At 61.4% G+C, this 16,704-nt stretch carries 15 protein-coding genes and 1 pseudogene; 10 read left to right on the top strand and 6 right to left on the bottom strand.

Annotation, left to right across the window (positions count from 1 at the left end; genetic code table 11):
• Positions 1-553: 553 nt before the first annotated feature.
• Positions 554-806 (bottom strand): annotated as a pseudogene (locus tag ABH924_RS06740) (nitrilase-related carbon-nitrogen hydrolase); the annotation flags it as partial.
• A gap of 308 nt (positions 807-1,114) precedes the next feature.
• Between ABH924_RS06740 and ABH924_RS06735 the strand changes: the two are divergent.
• The 4 genes from ABH924_RS06735 to ABH924_RS06720 all read left to right on the top strand — a co-directional run bounded on the left by ABH924_RS06735 (position 1,115) and on the right by ABH924_RS06720 (position 3,872).
• The gene (locus tag ABH924_RS06735; RefSeq protein ID WP_234751242.1) at positions 1,115-1,354 is read left to right on the top strand and encodes a hypothetical protein; all 240 of its coding nucleotides are present in this window, start codon (positions 1,115-1,117) and stop codon (positions 1,352-1,354) included.
• 72 nt (positions 1,355-1,426) lie between these two features.
• Complete coding sequence (locus ABH924_RS06730) at positions 1,427-2,143, top strand: ATP-binding cassette domain-containing protein (RefSeq protein ID WP_234751241.1); 717 nt, start codon at positions 1,427-1,429, stop codon at positions 2,141-2,143.
• Positions 2,144-3,571: a hypothetical protein gene (locus ABH924_RS06725; RefSeq protein ID WP_404497771.1), complete on the top strand. Its 1,428-nt coding sequence runs from the start codon at positions 2,144-2,146 to the stop codon at positions 3,569-3,571.
• A complete protein-coding gene (locus ABH924_RS06720) occupies positions 3,555-3,872 on the top strand; it encodes a hypothetical protein (RefSeq protein ID WP_404497770.1) in 318 nt (105 codons plus the stop codon). The genes ABH924_RS06725 and ABH924_RS06720 overlap by 17 nt, the downstream gene beginning before the upstream one ends.
• Before the next feature lie 62 nt (positions 3,873-3,934).
• On the opposite strand, the gene ABH924_RS06715 is transcribed toward ABH924_RS06720, so the two are convergent.
• Both ABH924_RS06715 and ABH924_RS06710 read right to left on the bottom strand, forming a co-directional pair.
• Entirely contained in the window at positions 3,935-4,081 is a 147-nt protein-coding gene (locus ABH924_RS06715; protein WP_404497769.1) for a hypothetical protein, read from the bottom strand.
• A gap of 681 nt (positions 4,082-4,762) precedes the next feature.
• Positions 4,763-5,572 carry a nitrilase-related carbon-nitrogen hydrolase gene (locus ABH924_RS06710; protein ID WP_404497844.1) on the bottom strand — a complete coding sequence of 270 codons (810 nt, stop codon included), beginning with the start codon at positions 5,570-5,572 and terminating at the stop codon, positions 4,763-4,765.
• A gap of 240 nt (positions 5,573-5,812) precedes the next feature.
• Here ABH924_RS06710 and ABH924_RS06705 point away from each other — a divergent pair, with 240 nt between their 5' ends.
• The 6 genes from ABH924_RS06705 to ABH924_RS06680 all read left to right on the top strand — a co-directional run bounded on the left by ABH924_RS06705 (position 5,813) and on the right by ABH924_RS06680 (position 13,485).
• The gene (locus ABH924_RS06705; RefSeq protein ID WP_404497768.1) at positions 5,813-7,003 is read left to right on the top strand and encodes an ROK family transcriptional regulator; all 1,191 of its coding nucleotides are present in this window, start codon (positions 5,813-5,815) and stop codon (positions 7,001-7,003) included.
• A 138-nt stretch (positions 7,004-7,141) separates the two neighbouring features.
• Positions 7,142-8,698, top strand: a complete 1,557-nt coding sequence (mmsA, locus tag ABH924_RS06700; RefSeq protein ID WP_234751231.1) for a multiple monosaccharide ABC transporter ATP-binding protein — start codon at positions 7,142-7,144, stop codon at positions 8,696-8,698.
• Between the two features lie 44 nt (positions 8,699-8,742).
• A complete protein-coding gene (mmsB, locus tag ABH924_RS06695; protein WP_234751229.1) occupies positions 8,743-10,011 on the top strand; it encodes a multiple monosaccharide ABC transporter permease in 1,269 nt (422 codons plus the stop codon).
• A 51-nt stretch (positions 10,012-10,062) separates the two neighbouring features.
• Positions 10,063-11,163 (top strand): sugar-binding protein, encoded by a 1,101-nt coding sequence (locus tag ABH924_RS06690; protein ID WP_234751227.1) that lies wholly within the window; start codon positions 10,063-10,065, stop codon positions 11,161-11,163.
• 199 nt (positions 11,164-11,362) lie between these two features.
• Complete coding sequence (locus ABH924_RS06685; RefSeq protein WP_404497767.1) at positions 11,363-12,781, top strand: ABC transporter permease; 1,419 nt, start codon at positions 11,363-11,365, stop codon at positions 12,779-12,781.
• A 2-nt stretch (positions 12,782-12,783) separates the two neighbouring features.
• Positions 12,784-13,485, top strand: coding sequence for an ABC transporter ATP-binding protein (locus tag ABH924_RS06680; protein WP_404497766.1), 702 nt, complete (start codon positions 12,784-12,786; stop codon positions 13,483-13,485).
• A gap of 90 nt (positions 13,486-13,575) precedes the next feature.
• On the opposite strand, the gene ABH924_RS06675 is transcribed toward ABH924_RS06680, so the two are convergent.
• Genes ABH924_RS06675 through ABH924_RS06665 form a run of 3 tightly spaced genes read right to left on the bottom strand, consistent with a single transcriptional unit; the run spans position 13,576 to position 16,648 of the window.
• Entirely contained in the window at positions 13,576-14,745 is a 1,170-nt protein-coding gene (locus tag ABH924_RS06675) for an ABC transporter permease (protein WP_404497765.1), read from the bottom strand.
• An 8-nt stretch (positions 14,746-14,753) separates the two neighbouring features.
• Entirely contained in the window at positions 14,754-15,542 is a 789-nt protein-coding gene (locus ABH924_RS06670) for an ABC transporter ATP-binding protein (RefSeq protein WP_404497764.1), read from the bottom strand.
• Between the two features lie 2 nt (positions 15,543-15,544).
• Positions 15,545-16,648, bottom strand: a complete 1,104-nt coding sequence (locus ABH924_RS06665) for a hypothetical protein (RefSeq protein ID WP_404497763.1) — start codon at positions 16,646-16,648, stop codon at positions 15,545-15,547.
• Between the last annotated feature and the right edge of the window lie 56 nt (positions 16,649-16,704).

Genomic DNA, 16,704 nt, shown 5'->3' with positions numbered 1-16,704 from the left:
GGTTCATAGAACTTGCGTCTTCCTCGATTAGCGAGGTCCTGCCAAGAATCAGCCGCCCGGTTACGACCAATAACCGTCATAGGGATTACAGCGGTACCGAACCAAGGAATCGAGCCATTGACAGTTGGCCGCCAGGATTCCATATTGTACTTCGGCAGTTAGTCCACCGCCATGCGTTGCCACCTAGCTTAGTCTTCACCTCGTCGCGATAAGCCCACCGCGTTTCAATCCCTCGATTCATGATGTTGGTTCCCCCAACTTGTCGGCGTGACATTGATTTGATACTAATCACCCCCCAAATGCCCATTGGTCGGGCCGATCACGAATTCCCCTATGAGTGTTTTGCCGTCGACTTCGTACACGGGGAACGGGAAGGATTTACCGCTGCGGGGCTTTTGCCAGTCGAGTGCATCCTGGGGGCTATTGAAGGTCTTCATGGCCGCCGTGCCGTCGGCTTCTTCCAGGTCGGAGACCGCTGTACTGCGCTTTCCCCGAGCTATTCGTTCGAAAGCTACTCCGCAAGTTACTGATAACCCTTCGCCCCTCAAGCTTTTCAGGCAGAGTCTTCCCACTCGGTAGAGCTCCGGGCGGCGTTCGCGCAAGTAGGGCACCTGTTCCCGGGCTGCTTTGACGCTTTCCGTGGAGATCTCGGCGAACAGCAATGCCGCGCCATCCCCGGCGGCAGCGAGCAATGAACCATCCGGACCGGCCACCACGCTACCGCCAAGGAAGTCACACCCGTCCTCGTGGCCGCTGTGGTTCGCGTAGGCCACGTTGAGTTGGCTCTCCAGCGCCCGGGCACGGATCGCGCGGAGCTTTGGATCGCGCTTCAGTACACGGACAGCTTGGTGGGCGGAGGGGACGCCTAGTCTCGGTGCTTCCAGGCTTGTAGTCTCAGCGCTTCCTGGCTGCGGCACTATCTACGTGTCGTGCTGCATAAAACACGTAGACGGTGCCGCAGCCACACGGAGAAACGTCGATTTTGCACGTATTTTTCCCGGTTCCACCACTTAATTTCGCCGATCGACCACTGAGACGCGGTTTTCGCGGCCTACCATTCGGATGCCGGCTACACGGGATCCGCCAGTAGCTCAAATCGAAGTGGAGGAACGAAATGCTCGCGACGACCGCATTGAACGCAAGCAGCACGATGGCAACGGCACGAACCAAGATTGACGAAATGATTGTTCGCTACGACGGCTGGTTTCTGGTGATTCTGGCCGTCCTGATGGTGCTTGCTTTTGCATTGCTCGCAGCGATGGCCGTCTGGTGCCTGACGCAGGGCCGAGGCCGCTTTACCGGCAACTGGAGTTGGAGCCAATGGGGTGTCTCTGTGTGGGTTGAATGCAGGTAACTCCCAGCAAGCCAGCCGTCGTGGTGGCACAGACAACGTGCCACCACGACCAGAGCATCGGAATCACGCGCCATGACTCTCAGTGTTGCCAACGTCAACTACGCCTACAATTCCAGGACCCAAGTGCTTCATGATGTCTCGTTCACGATCGCCGAGGACCAGGTCATGGGCCTCATTGGTCCCAACGGGTCTGGAAAGTCCACCCTGATAAAGGTCATCCTGGATCTGCTCCAACTTCAAAGCGGCCGCGTCCACATTGGGTCTGACAGTAGTCAGAGCCGCAGCGCCAAGATGTCTTCGATCTACTTGTCGAGCAATGATTACCTCCCTGAGTTCCTCACAGGGGAAGAATACGTGCGTTTCATGCACGGGCTCTATGGAGAACCCATGGATCACGAGGCACTGAGGACGCAATTCGCCAGGTACTCGATGCGCGAAAGACAGCGCGACTTGATCGAAGACTACTCACACGGCATGAGGAAGAAGTTGCAACTCATCGCCGCGTTCATGCTCAGGCGAAGGTTTACCGTAATCGATGAGACCCTCAATGGCGTCGACATCGATGCGATCAACCTCTTCGAGCGCGATATCCGGAATCTTGCCAAAGAAGGCCGCTCAGTTCTGCTGTGCAGCCATGACTTCACCATGTTGGAGCACGTCGCTGACGAGCTGGCACTTCTCGTCCAAGGGGCCCTCGTGGTTCAGGCTCCGGTCCGGAAAATCATCCAAGATCATGGCACGATAGCTGACCTTGCCAACGAATTCATCCAAGCGATGGAACCGTCATAAATGCGCCTCAAGAGCGTAGTTCTTCTGTTTCGATTGTTCTGGCTCTTCATCGTGAGACGCGTCTTCGGACGAGGCCTGTTGGCAAGCCCGGCTGCCCGGCTTTCAGCCATATTCCTGCTCGTTGCCGCGTTCGCCGGATTCAACGTGTTGAGCTATGTGGTCATCCGCCAGTATCTCGGTGGAACCGGCCTGCTTGAGCCTGTTCTTCAAGTCGCCAACGCATCGGTCGGATTCTGGGTACTTATCGCGTACACACTGATCCGGGTGCTGTTCATGAAGGCAGATGAGCTTCTGAAGCTCTCCTTTAATCTGCCAGTGACCAACAGGGAAAGGACAATGGCATTTGCGCTCTTTGAGTCGTCCCTCGTTCTCCTTGTGACCGTGTTCGTTTTCGGTGCATTCTCCATTTCAACCGTGCTGATCGAGGGAACTGATTACATTCCGAGGGTTCTGGCGTCCATCTGGTTTCCCGCTATTTCAACGTACCTACTTCTGAGCCTCGGCTACTATCTCCTTGAACGTGGTCTACAGGCCCTCAGGATTGCCCGACTCCGCGGCCTGGTAGTCCCGATGGTGCTGGCTCTCGGGCTGGCCGTGGCCTTTCCTCAAACCAACGAGCAGAGCAGCCAGATCGCCGAAAGCTACGTATTCGGGCGCGACTACAATGCACCGGTGTTGCTCTACGCGAAGCTGCAGGAAGACGTCGGGCTCTGGTTTTCCATTTTAGTGCTGCTTGCGACATCAGCAGCAATTATTCCAGCAATAGTGGCGATCGCCCCCAGGAACTACGTTCCGATGCGTCGCTTCTTCGCCTTTCTGCCTTCACGCTTGGCAGGGAGTAAGTTCGGCGTTTACCTCCTGGTCTTGTTTCGAAGTTTCGAAACAATTGTTGCCGCCTCTTTTATCATCATCTATTCCGTCTTCGCCTGGCTCGAGCATCTGGTGTTGCCACCCTACGCCCTTGCCCTCATCACGTTTCAGGGAGTCTATGCATTTTCAAACTCTGAGCCTCTCCGACGCATGGTCACCTATCCGGGCCGCACCGTTGCGAACTACTTGCGCCTCGTGGGCTCGCAAAGCGTCCTCCTGATGGTTGTGGGCATTCCAGTCATCGTGATTTCCGTGGCCCAGGGAGTTTCCTTTGAAGCCTGTCTGCCAGTGCTCGGATTCTGCTTGAGCAACATTCTCATATCAACCCTTGTTGGCATTGCCTTCCCTCCCGAGAAGGGAAACCCATTCACGGTAATCATCGGAGTCCTGCTAACGATGATAGTCGTCATGATTGTGGCGCTTGGTTTGAACGTCTTTAACTTTGATCCAATTATCAGTGCGGCAATTTTCGCTGCCCTTAACTTACTCGTCGTCTTTTACAGCATCCTGGGTATGCGAAGAATGGAGAGGATTGCGCGCCATGAAGTGGTTGCTTAGATTCATCGCTGGGCTGACAGTCTCTTTTGTTGTCACCATGATCGTCGTTGTCACGAGTTTCATCACCACGATGTTCTCGGCGTCAGAAATAGGAGTCAGGAAATTTGGCCTGTTCGGCGCGCTCTTCTTCGAACCTCATGAACAGGCCGACGGAGCGACCGCATTGGAAATCGGGGTGTCGAACGGCGCGCCCATCGCTTTGGTCTTCGCGGCATGCTTGGTTTTTTATGTTGCCGTTGCTGCAGTCCTGGAACGACTGAAGCTCCACAAGAAGCGACTCCTACGAGCAGACCAGGGTTGACCGTTCGCACGATCACCCTCACGGATGCGACCGTCGGCCTGATAGCCAAGCAACTCATATGGTCATGCAGATGGCCATTTGCCGCCGTCGTTCTCAGCTTCACTGCGTGCACCTTCCTGGCCGCCGTGACGACTGACCCAATCCTTTTCCAGGCCGGCCTGTGGCTCCTTGTGCATGCACTTTTCCTGCTGGGCGGTTTTCTGGTGCATGAGTGGTCCCATGTTGCGGGCATGAGGCTGTTTCGCGGGGTTTCAGACATCGTGATATCTGCCGGAGTCCTTCGCTTTTCCGTCATTCCGGTCGGGCGTCTCTACGGGTGGCAGATCGCAGTCGTGGCAATACTGGGCCCGAGTGCATCCTGCTTGGTCGGGGCGCTGGTTGCCCTACTCGCGCCCGGCTCCCTGCTGCAGTATTGGTTCCTGTTGCATGCAGTCTTCCTTCTGCCGTTTTTTGGCGATGGACGCAGCCTCATTCTCGGAATCCGTGTGTGGGCTCGGACGGTTGGCTTGCGAGCGCCCGGGAACAACTGCTGATCAGGGTCTCTGCGAGCGCCGGCGGAAACTGCTATGCCAAAAGCCCAGCAGGACCGCCAGGACCAGCAGACCGAAAAATACCCAGACGGGCTGGCACGTTACCGTAGCAAGAAAAGGGCCTCCGGCCACACCCGCGACAACAGCGACAGCCCATACAGTGAACAAAATGCGTCGTTCCTGTTTGAGCGAATTTTTCATGGTCCACACCCTCCTACGCTACCTGCGATCGGAGGCAATCGAGATGCAACTATCGTTTTTGTTATGGATCTGCGATGAAAATTGACAAAAACTCCATCACCGAGCCCAGCACTCCGCCGTCGCCTTGGACAAGTGCCGCCAGCGCGGCATCACAAACCCTCAACCTTGTGGAGCAGAGTCTTCCCACTCGCGGTACAGCTCCGGGCGGCGTTCGCGCAGGTAGGGCACCTGTTCCCGGGCCGCTTTGACGCTTTCGGTGGAGATCTCGGCGAACAGCAATGCCGCGCCATCCCCGGCGGCAGCGAGCAATGAACCATCCGGACCGGCGACCGCGCTTCCGCCAAGGAAGTCACACCCGTCCTCGTGGCCGCTGTGGTTCGCGTAGGCCACGTTGAGCTGGCTCTCCAGCGCCCGGGCACGGATCAGGACCTGCGGCACGGCCTCGAAGCCCGCGGACAGGGCGGTGGGAACCAGCAGAAGTTCAGCGCCCCGCATGGCCGCAGCGCGGACGCTTTCGGGAAACTCGACGTCGTAGCAAATCAGCAGCGACGTTTTGATCCCGTTGAAGTCCACGACGCCGGGAGCCGCTTGGGCGGCTGAGAACGCCTTTCGCTCCTCCTCGCCGAAGAGGTGCACTTTGTCGTAGTCCAGGAGCACGGTTCCGTGCGCGTCCAGAAGAGTGGCGGAGATATGCCAGCCGCCGTCGGCAGCCGGTGCGGGAAGGCTGTAAACGAGCCCGATGGCCCGTGAACGCGCAATGTCCGCAAGGCGCCCGCGAATGCTTGGGAGAACTGCAGGATCCAGCTCCGCGTGGAGCCTCAGCGGCGCGTAGCCCACCGGGAAGAGCTCGGGCGTCAGCAACAAGGAGGCCCCGGCCGCGGCAGCACACTGTGCCGCCGCATCGACCGTCCTTAGATTGGCGTCGATGTCCAGGACAACAGCGTTGGCCTGCAGAACGGACAGCAGCATCATTACCACCTCGATAGCACCTTGCATCCCCCGTCAGGCGTTCATGGGAGACACGCCCGGGATTACTCGTGATTCCAGCCTAGCCAGCCGCAGGCCGGTCCCACAGGACAAATGGACCTGCGGACAGCCCGCCGAGGATGGATCGTACAAATCTGCGGCACAGTTCATGACGGAGATGCAACTTTACTCCATTGCGTTAACTTCTTGACTGCAACCGTGATTTGAGGCACGCTTCATGTCATGCCTGCAACATCCAGCTCGACGAAGAGCCACCGCAAAAACCCCGGCTCGCAATCAGCACTGCGCCACCTGAACCAGCAGCGGATCATCGAATGCCTGCTGAGCGGCCCATCCACCCAGGCCGAACTCGCCAGGCAGACCGGCCTTTCCACGGCAACGGTGTCCAACATCGTCAAGATCATGCAGGACGCAGGGCTCGTCTCCACCGAACCGATCACCAGCTCCGGACGCCGGGCACTGAACGTCAGGCTGAACAGCAACGGTGCTGTCGCCGTCGGGATTGATTTTGGCCGGCGCCACCTGCGGGTGGTCTTGGCCTCGCTGGGCTATCACATCATCGTCGAGGAAACCGTCACGCTACCCCTTGGCCACCACGCCGAACAGGGCATCAGCGCCGCCGTCGCGCTCCTCAAAAAACTCTTGCTCGAAAGCGGGGTTGACCGAAGCGCGGTAGTTGGCGCGGGCGCCGGCATAGCCGGCCCCATCGACCGCCGTTCCGGCACCGTGGCACAGGGTGCCATCCTGCCCGAATGGGTGGGGATCCAGATTCTCGAACGACTGGAAGAAGCCCTCGATCTTCCCGTATACGTTGACAACGACGCCAATCTGGGCGCCCTCTCGGAGGTGACTTGGGGACCCCACAGCGGGGTCAGCAACCTCATGTTCCTGAAGATCGGTTCCGGCATTGGAGCGGGACTCATCATCAATGGCGCGCCCTACTACGGGGCGGTGGGAATCACGGGAGAAATCGGCCATGCAACCATCCACGAATACGGCGCAATCTGCCGCTGCGGCAACCGGGGCTGCCTGGAAACGATGGCTTCCACCACCACAATGATCGAGCTGCTCGGGAAGGGCTCGGGGCTGCACCTCGAGCCCGAGGACATTGTCCGCAACACCCTGGCGAGGGATCCGGCAACCCTTCGCGTGGTGGACGACGCGGGGCTCGCGGTGGGGCGGGCGTTGGGCAATGTGGCGAATCTCATAAACCCGGAAGTCATCGTGGTGGGCGGCCCCTTGGCCGGCCTCGGCGACATCCTCCTGGACCCGATCAGACGCGGCCTCGTCCGCCATGCAGTGCCCGTGATCGGCGAGACAACGCATCTGGCGATGTCTTCGCTCGGCGCCCGGGCGGAGGCCCTCGGGGCGGCCGCCTTGGTGTTCCAGCACGCCGGAATCAAGCAGGGCTGAACAATTCGTTACCACGCTGTTATCGCCGTCTTGCGTTAAAGTCTTGACGACAAGCGGTGTGATCCAGTTTACTTTCTCATCAGATAGGCTCGCCATCCCCGAGCCGACAACGACGTCAAACATTGGAGGCGCAAGGGTATGTCGACCCCCATAACGCACCAGGATCCGGTTCTCCTCGAGATGCGGTCCATCACCAAGGAATTCCCCGGCGTGAAGGCGCTCTCGGACGTTAGCCTCCGGGTCAAGGTGGGCGAAATCCACGCGATCTGCGGCGAAAACGGTGCAGGAAAGTCCACGTTGATGAAGGTGCTCTCCGGCGTTTACCCCTACGGGAGCTACGACGGCGACATCGTGTACCAGGCGGAAGTCCAGCAGTTCAAGGACATCCGGGCCAGCGAACATGCGGGAATCGTGATCATCCACCAGGAACTGGCGCTGATCCCCGAGCTGTCCATCATGGAAAACATCTTCCTCGGCAACGAACCCGTCCGTCGTGGCATCATCGATTGGGCCGAGGCACGCAAGCGGTCAATCGAACTGCTCGCACGGGTTGGCTTGCGCGAGGACCCGGATACCCCCATCAAGGAAATCGGCGTCGGCAAACAGCAATTGGTGGAAATTGCCAAGGCCCTGAACAAGTCCGTCAAGCTGCTCATCCTCGACGAGCCCACAGCAGCCCTCAACGAATCGGACTCCCAGCATTTGCTGGATCTGATCCTTGGGCTCAAGGGCCGGGGCATCACGTCCATCATCATTTCCCACAAGCTCAATGAGATCGAGCAGATCGCGGACGAGATCACCATCATCCGCGATGGCAAGTCCATCGAGACGCTCAACGTCGTGGAAGACGGCGTCGACGAGGACCGGATCATCAAGGGCATGGTCGGGCGGACGCTCGAGTCCCGCTTCCCCGACCACACGCCGAAGATCGGCGAGGTGTTCTTCGAGGTCAAGGATTGGACCGTCGGTCATCCCCAGATCCAGGACCGCCTGGTGTGCAAGAACTCCAGCTTCCATGTGCGCCGCGGTGAAATCGTCGGATTCGCGGGCCTGATGGGCGCCGGCCGCACCGAGCTTGCCCGCTCCGTCTTCGGCCACTCCTATGGTCGGTTCATCTCGGGGCAGGTGTACAAGGACGGCAAGCCGATCACGATGCGCAGCGTCCGCCAGGCGATCGACGCCGGTCTCGGCTACGTCACGGAGGACCGCAAGAGCCTGGGACTGAACCTCCTGGACGACATCAAGACCACCACGGTGTCTGCCAACTTGAAGAAGATCAGCCGGGGAATCGTTGTGGACACCAACAAGGAATTCATGGTGGCCGAGCAATACCGGAAATCGCTGCGCACCAAGACGCCGTCGGTCGAGGAAGGCGTATCGAAGCTCTCCGGCGGAAACCAGCAAAAGGTTGTTCTCGCCAAATGGATGTTCACCGATCCGGACCTTCTCATCCTGGATGAACCCACCCGCGGAATCGACGTCGGTGCCAAGTACGAGATCTACGGAATCATCCAGGAGCTCGCCAACCAGGGGAAAGGCGTGATTGTGATTTCCTCCGAGCTTCCCGAGCTGCTGGGCCTCTCCGACCGTATCTACACCATCTTCGAGGGCTCCATCACTGGCGTACTCAACAAGGACGAAGCCAGCCAGGAAAGCCTCATGAAGCTCATGACATCCAGCCGCAAAGCTGCCTGACCCCGGTCATCTCCAGAACCACACGGACACAAGGACCCAAAACAATGAACGCGCTCAAGAAGCTATTCGGTGGCAACACCCGCCAATTCGGCATGATCTTCGCCCTGGTTGCACTCGTCATCTTCTTCCAGATCTTCACCTCGGGCCGCACTCTCACCCCGGGCAACGTCATCAACCTCTTCAACGGCAACTCGTACATCCTGATCCTGGCCATTGGCATGGTCCTGGTCATCATCGCCGGCCACATCGACCTTTCCGTAGGTTCGGTAGCGGCCTTCGTCGGTATCTCGGTGGCCTTGGCCATCAGGGACTGGCACTTGCCCTGGTACGTAGCAGTCCTGTTCGGGCTCCTGCTCGGCGCCCTGATCGGGGCCTGGCAAGGATTCTGGACGGCATACGTCGGGATTCCGGCATTCATCGTGACCCTTGCGGGCATGCTGCTGTTCCGCGGTTTCAACCAGTTCGTCGGCAAGTCCAACACCGTTCCGGTCCCGGAAGACTTCCAGTACCTGGGCTCCGGGTACCTGCCCGAGATAGGGCCGAAAACGGGATATAACAACCTGACAATCCTGCTGGGCCTTATCGCCGTCGCATTCGTGATTTTCAGTGCGATTCGTTCCCGCCGCACCGCCCAGGCATTGGGCGCCGAAGTACAAGAAGGCTGGGTGATGGTCACCAAGCTTGTGCTTGTCAATGCAGCCATCCTCTACGCCACCTACCTGTTCGCGACTGGCCGCCCCGGCACCTCGTTCCCCATCCCGGGCCTCATCCTGGCCGTGCTGGTCCTGATCTACGGTTTCATTTCCGCCAAGACGGTCATCGGCCGCCACATCTACGCAGTCGGCGGCAACCGCCACGCGGCTGAGCTCTCCGGAGTTCAGTCCAAGAAGGTCAATTTCATGGTCATGATGAACATGTCCATCCTTGCCGGCCTCGCCGGCATGATCTTCGTGGGCCGCTCCACCGCTTCGGGTCCGTTCGACGGCGTCGGCTGGGAACTGGATGCGATCGCTGCGGTCTTCATCGGTGGCGCAGCGGTCACCGGCGGCGTGGGTACCGTGATCGGCTCCATCGTTGGTGGCCTGGTCATGGCCGTCCTCAACAACGGCCTCCAGCTGCTCGGCGTCGGCGCGGACCTCACCCAGATCATCAAGGGCCTCGTGCTGCTGGCAGCAGTTGCCTTCGACGTCTACAACAAGACGCAGGGCAAGAAATCGATCATCGGAATGATGATGAAGAACTTCGGCCGGAGCAGCGAAAACGCCCCGGACGAGACAACCTCAACCAAGGAAGTCATCTCCAAGGAAGCCTGATCGGCTTCAAGACGACTTGTTCCATCCACAACAAAGAAAGCGAACCAAGATATGCGAATGTTTGGTAAAGCAGGAAAGGCAGCAGCAGTAGCTGCGATCGCGGCTCTGGCGCTGACGGCCTGCGGCCGTACGGACAGCGGCAGCACCGGTGGTTCATCAAGCGGCAGCGAGGCATTCCCCAAGGGTTCCTCGATCGGCGTCGCGCTCCCCCAGAAGACCAGTGAGAACTGGGTCCTGGCAGAGAAGCTCTTCAACGACGGGCTCACGAGCGCAGGTTTCAAGCCGGATGTGCAGTTCGCCAACGGTGGCGTTTCGGAGCAGCAGAACCAGATCAGCGCGATGATCACCAAGGGCGACAAGCTCATCATCGTCGGCGCCATTGACGGCGCTCAGCTGGGCACGCAGCTCAAGCAGGCCAAGGACGCCGGCGCAACGGTCATCGCATACGACCGCCTGCTCCTGAACACCTCCAACGTGGACTACTACGTGGCCTACGACAACTTCAAGGTCGGCGTGCTGCAGGGCCAGGCCCTGCTGGACGGACTCAAGGCCAAGAAGCCGAGCGGCCCGTACAACATTGAGCTGTTTGCAGGCTCCCCCGATGACGCCAACGCGAAGGTCTTCTTCGACGGCGCCATGAGCATCCTGCAGCCGAAGATCGATGACGGAACCCTCAAGGTGGTTTCCGGCCAGAAGTCCTTCGAGCAGGCCGTCACCCAGGGCTGGAAGGCAGAGAACGCCCAGAAGCGCATGGACACCCTCCTCGCGGGTACCTACACCAGCGCTTCACTGGACGGCGTGCTGTCCCCGAACGACACCCTGGCCCGCGCCATCCTGACCTCGGTCAAGGCGGCCGGCAAGCCGCTTCCGGTCGTGACCGGCCAGGACTCCGAAGTTGAGTCGGTCAAGTCCATCCTTGCCGGTGAGCAGTACTCCACCATCAACAAGGACACCCGCAAGCTCGTTGAGCACGCCATCACCATGGTCCAGGACGTCCAGTCCGGCAAGACCCCGGAAATCAACGACACCAAGTCCTACAACAACGGCGTCAAGACCGTGCCGGCATACCTGCTGCCTCCGGTCATCGTGACCCTCGCCAACGTGAAGACGGCCTACGTGGACGATCCGATCCTCGGACCGATCACCAAGTAACAGTTCTCATCTAGGCACCAACGACGGCGGCCATCCCCACTCAAGGGGGTGGCCGCCGTCGCTGTGTCCGGTTCCATCCGCCGTCGCGCAACTCTTCACAGGCCCCGCATAGCAACAGCAGCACAACCGCACAGCCGCGGTGAGCACTGTTAGGTGAGGAGGCGCGCCGCTGGGGCGGGCCAGGTCCAGAAGGAGAATCGTGAGCGTCCTCGCCCGGAGTGTAGGCAATGCCTTCCGCAACAAAATAAGAACCGCGGCTGTGGTGGCAGTGCTGGCCGTCGCGATCGGGCTGGCGCTGGCCATGCTCGTGGCCAACCAAGCCGTTGGCGGCAAAGTCCAGGAGCTCAACGCCTCCGTGGGCACGGTCCTGACCGTGAACCCCGCCGGGGCACAGGGCTTCGACGGCGGCGGCGAGCCGCTCACCACGGCCCAGACCGCGACGGCGGCAGCCGTACCGAACGTCGTCTCCGTGGTGGGCACCAAGGCGCTGCGGCTGGAGACCGCAACGGCGGCCTCGACCGGCACCACGACGCAGCAAGCCGGACCGGGTGGCGGTCCCGGCGGCGGCACGAGCGTCACCACAAACCTTCAGGCAGCCATCGACGCCGGCACGCTCGGCAATCGCAACAACACCAGCGGCAGCACCGGCACGGGCAGCACCGGCACGGGAAGCACCGAAACCGCGCCGACGTTCTCGCTGCCCATCACGGCTACAGGTATAGGCGCCGAGGTAGACACCGCCGGCAAGGCTTTGAACATCACCAGCGGCACGGGCCTGGGCGACTACACCGTAGCGAGCACGAAGGCCCTCGTCGGAACCACGCTCGCGACAAAGAACAATCTCAAGGCCGGCTCAACGTTCACTATCGCCGACAAGACCTTCACGGTAGCGGGCATCTTCGACGCCGGCACCACTTTCGGCAACAACGCCGTGTACACGACACTCGCCGAGGCCCAGGCCCTCGCAGCAACACCGGGCGAGCTCTCCAGCATGGTGGTGACGGTCAACAGCATGGCGAACGTGGATGCTGCCAAGACGGCACTGCAGACTGCCCTGGGCTCGGGCAAGGCCGACGTGACGCAGGGCCAGCGGAACCTCGAAACCGCTGTCAGTTCCCTGGACAGCGTCAAGAACATTTCACTCGTCGCATTCATCGCCGCCCTCGGCACGGCCGGCCTGATCATCCTGCTCATCATGGTCATGCTGGTCCGGGAGCGCCGCCGTGAGATCGGAGTCCTGAAAGCCATCGGCGCCCGCAACCGGACCATCGGCTTGCAGTTCGTGCTCGAAGCCCTCGTCCTCGTGGCGCTCGGCAGCGTCGTTGGCGCTGCCATCGCCTCCTTCGCCAGCGGCGGCATCGCCTCGGCACTGATCAGTTCCAACAGCTCGACGGCGGCCACGAGCCAGCGCGGCCCCGGCGGCGGAGGCTTCGGCGGACCTGGTGGAAACCCTTTCGGCGGAGCCTCCCAGCTGCTCACCTCGGTCACGGCGAGCGCCTCCCCCGGCGTCATTGCCGCCGGCGTTGCCGCAGTCTTCGGCGTCGCCGTCGTGGGCGCCCTGGTACCAGCGCTGCTCACAGCGCGCATCCGTCCCATCGAAGTCCTCCGAGGAGAATAGCCATGATTGAAGTCAAAGACCTGGTCCGCCAATTCAAGTCCGGCGACCGCACCATCAAGCCCGTCAACGGCGTGAGCTTCGAGCTCGAAAAGGGCACCCTCGCTTCGATCGTGGGGAAGAGCGGCAGCGGAAAGAGCACCCTGCTCTCCCTGCTCGGCGCCTTGGACAAGCCCACCAGCGGGGACGTCGTAGTGGACGGGGTCAGCCTGGCCGGGCTGCCCGCCGGCAAACTCACCGAATACCGACGCCGGGACATCGGCTTCGTCTTCCAGCAGTTCAACCTCATCCCCAACCTCTCGGCAGTGGACAACGTGATGCTGCCCATGGAGTTCGCGGGCATGCGGAAGGCTCCCCGCTTGGAGCGGGCACGGTCCCTCCTGGAGCAGGTGCAGCTGGATCCGGAGAAACAGTCCCGTCGCATCAACAAGCTCTCGGGCGGCGAGCAGCAGCGGGTTGCCATTGCCAGGGCGCTGGCCAACGAGCCCAAGCTCATCCTGGCCGACGAGCCCACCGGCAACCTGGATGAGCAGACCGGTGAACACATCATCGAACTGCTCAGTTCCTTGAGCCGGGACCACAACACCACCATTCTGGTGGTAACGCACGACCGGAGCCTGGCTCAGAAGACCGAACGGCGTTTCAGGCTGCAGCAGGGCAAACTGAGCGAGGAAACGGTGCGTCCAAGGGTCGCTGCCGGGGCCTGATCACGTTTTCCAAACAACGGAAAGAGAGCCGGGAACCGCGAGGTTCCTGGCCCCCTTTTCCGGGCGGCCCGGGCGGCCGGGCTCGGCTCCTTAGAAGCGAATCGCGTCGATAACCTTGACGCGCACCGCCACAAGTGCCGGGATTGCTCCGGCCAACGCTCCCACCAGCACAGCTGCTCCGAAACCGAGCATGGCCGCTTCGATGGGGAACGGAGGGTACTGGCTGAGGGCTGGGGCAACCTTTGACTGGATCCAGGGGTGTTTGACCACCGCCACCGCCACCATGACGCCGGCCAGCCCGGCCACTGCGGTGGCCACGACGGACTCCATCATCACGCCCAGGAAGATCCGCCCCGAGGTCGCTCCGAAGCTCCTTCTGATACCGATTTCCCGCACCCGGTAGCGGACCGTGACCATCGAGATGTTCAACATCCCCACCGCGCCCAGCAAGAGGACCAGGCCGGCAATACCGCCTACCACCAGCTGCACCGGGGCCAGGGGATCTCCGTGTGCCGCAAAGTCGATCCGCTGCGCCATGATGTTCGTGTCGGGGAACTGTTGCGCCAAATCGGCCTGGATGGCTGCCGAGAGCATTTCTGCTTGCCTGTCCTGCACCCATACTTTGAACTGCCCACCGAGCTGGTTGACTCCCATTTGCTTGGCGGCGCCCGACAGTATGTACGCCGCCGGGGGTGCATCCGGCCAAGTGTCCGGCACGACGCCGATGATCACTGCATTCGATTCCTGCTCGCCTGCGGTCTTGATGCCGGGTTGCAAGGCGAGGTCCGGCCTGCCAGCCGCGTTGTAGAACGCCTCAGAGACGACGACGGCGGGCGCCAGCCGCTGTTCGTCGTCGCTGGCAAACCAGGACCCTTTCCGCAACTCCAGACGGTGAATGACCCCATATCCGGGGTCCACCACCATCAATTGAACAGACTGGACACCGCGGGGGAACTGGAACGGCTGCTCGGCGTGGCCCTCGTGCGAGGAGAAAGCAATACCGTAACGGTCAACGATGGACTGATACGCCGCATCCAGACGCGCTGGATCCGTCTGGGTTGGACCATTGACCCCTAGTGCGAGCGTCGCTGAGCGCCCCCCTGTGCGCTCGGACGAGGCCTTGAATCCTTCGCGTGCAAGATTGCCGACGCCTACCACGGACGTGAGCGCCGCGACGGACAAGGCTACGCCCAGCAAAGCCAGCAGGATCCGGACTTTGTTGATCCGCAGTTCCTGCCAGGCTTCCACCATGGCTGACATGAAACCGATCATCGACCGACCTCCGACGATGTGGGCCCCCACAGCGCTGGACCCGGCGAAGCCGGTGCCGACAAGGCCGGTTCCGACAAAGCGGTCCCCGAGTTCGACTCGCCCTCAAGGGGATGGAGAACGCCTGAGTCCAGACGGAAGCGGGACCGTGCCAGTGCGGCCACATTGCTGTCGTGGGTGATGGTCACAAGTGCCGCGGCGGACTCCGTGGCCACCTGGTCCAGAAGTGCCATGACCGATTGCCCGGTCTCTACATCGAGCGCGCCTGTGGGCTCGTCGGCAAGGATCAGACGGGGGCGCCGGACCAAGGCCCGCGCGATGGCAACCCTCTGCTGCTCACCACCCGAGAGCATGTTCGGCATGGTCTGGGCGCGGCCGGCAAGTCCCACACGGTCCAGCATGTCCATGGCCAGTTCACGGCGTCGCAGGAAATCGCGGCCGCGGGCGTAAAGGAGCGGCGTGATGACATTGTCCAGTGCGCTACGGCCGGGGAGCAGGTTGAATTGCTGGAACACGAAGCCAACTGTGGAGCCTCGAAGCCGTGCACGCGCGTCGCCACCGAGTTGTAGCACAGATGTGCCAAGAAACTGGATTTCGCCGGACGTGGGCACGTCCAGCAGACCCAGGAGGTTCAGCAACGTTGACTTCCCGCAGCCCGAGCGGCCGATGATCGCGGTGTGGTCGCCGGCGGAAATCTCAAGGTCGATCCCGCGGAGGATATGAAGCTTCTGATCATCAGGCAGCACCACCGTGCGCGTGACACCGCGCAAACTCACGAGGCTTTCCATGCCTAGCCTCCCGCCGGACCGTAGGGTACCCCGCCTGGCCCGTAACCTTGCTGGGAGGGGACGGCCGGGGCGCCGGGAACGAATTCAAGCACCCGTTCGCCTTCGGCCAGGCCAGAGACCACTTCTACTTTGGAGCCGTCGTTCAGGCCCAGCTTCACGGTCCGTTGTTCAGGCGCTTTACCCTCGGCCGCCACACTGGCCATCCAGACAATGCCTTCTTTGACGCTGCCCTTCACCGAGGTCAGTGGAACGGTGACCACGTCTTTGGCTTCGCCCGCACTCACCGTCATGGTTGCTCCCAAGCCGGCGAAGACTTCCGCTCCGGCCGGGACAGGGCAACTAAGGGTCCCGGTGCTCACGCCGCCATTCTGCGTTTCCCCGCCTGGCGCGGGCACCGCGGCCAGCGGCAGTGCGCCCGCCGGCGCGGCCATCCCCACGCCGCCGGTTCCGTTCGCGCCGGCAGTGGCTCCGGCGTCGTTGGCGTTGTTCTTCAGCGTCACTGCAGGGCAGGCGAACGGAGCCGGCCCGCCCACCAGGGAGATCTGCGCTGAGCCCGGCTTGGCAAGAAGCCGATACTGTTGGGCGGCGTTGACCGGGCCGGACACCGTGAAGGTCCCGGGATCGACCTTGCCCACAACTTCGCCCACGCTTAACTGCTGGTCAAGCAGGGCAGTCAGTTCATTGAGCTTTCCAGCGGCAGGGGCGAGCACGTCGGTGTACACGTACACGGGTTCCGACGTGGTCTTCTCCCCGGGCGTTGTGCCAGTGCTGGCAGGCTTGGTCCGCTCGGACTTGACTTGGAAGAGCTGGTCCCCCTTGGCCACGGCAACGCCCGGCTCCACATAGAGGTGGACAACCGTTCCCGCCGCCGTGCTGCGGACACCGACAACGGGGTCGCTCTGAACGGTGGCTTTGATCTGCACGGTATTGGTCACCGTTGCGCGCGCCGCGGGCACAACAGGCGTCTCCACCCTGGCCATCGGGGCCGGCTCGGCACCCTGCGGCTTCAGCCCATCCACAAAGGCGATCTTCACCAAGGCCACGGCGATCACTGCAAAAACCAGCAGCCACGCCACAGGCAAAATGACGCGTCGAAAAACACCCATCCCTACTCCATTCGGTAACTCCCCACAGAACCTCTCTGCGAGGGATGATGACCATC

It is taken from the genome of Arthrobacter sp. GAS37, from assembly GCF_044908325.1.
Lineage (GTDB): Bacteria > Actinomycetota > Actinomycetes > Actinomycetales > Micrococcaceae > Arthrobacter > Arthrobacter ramosus.
Note: the sequence above shows the minus strand (reverse complement) of the source record. Positions and strands in the feature narration are given on the sequence as shown.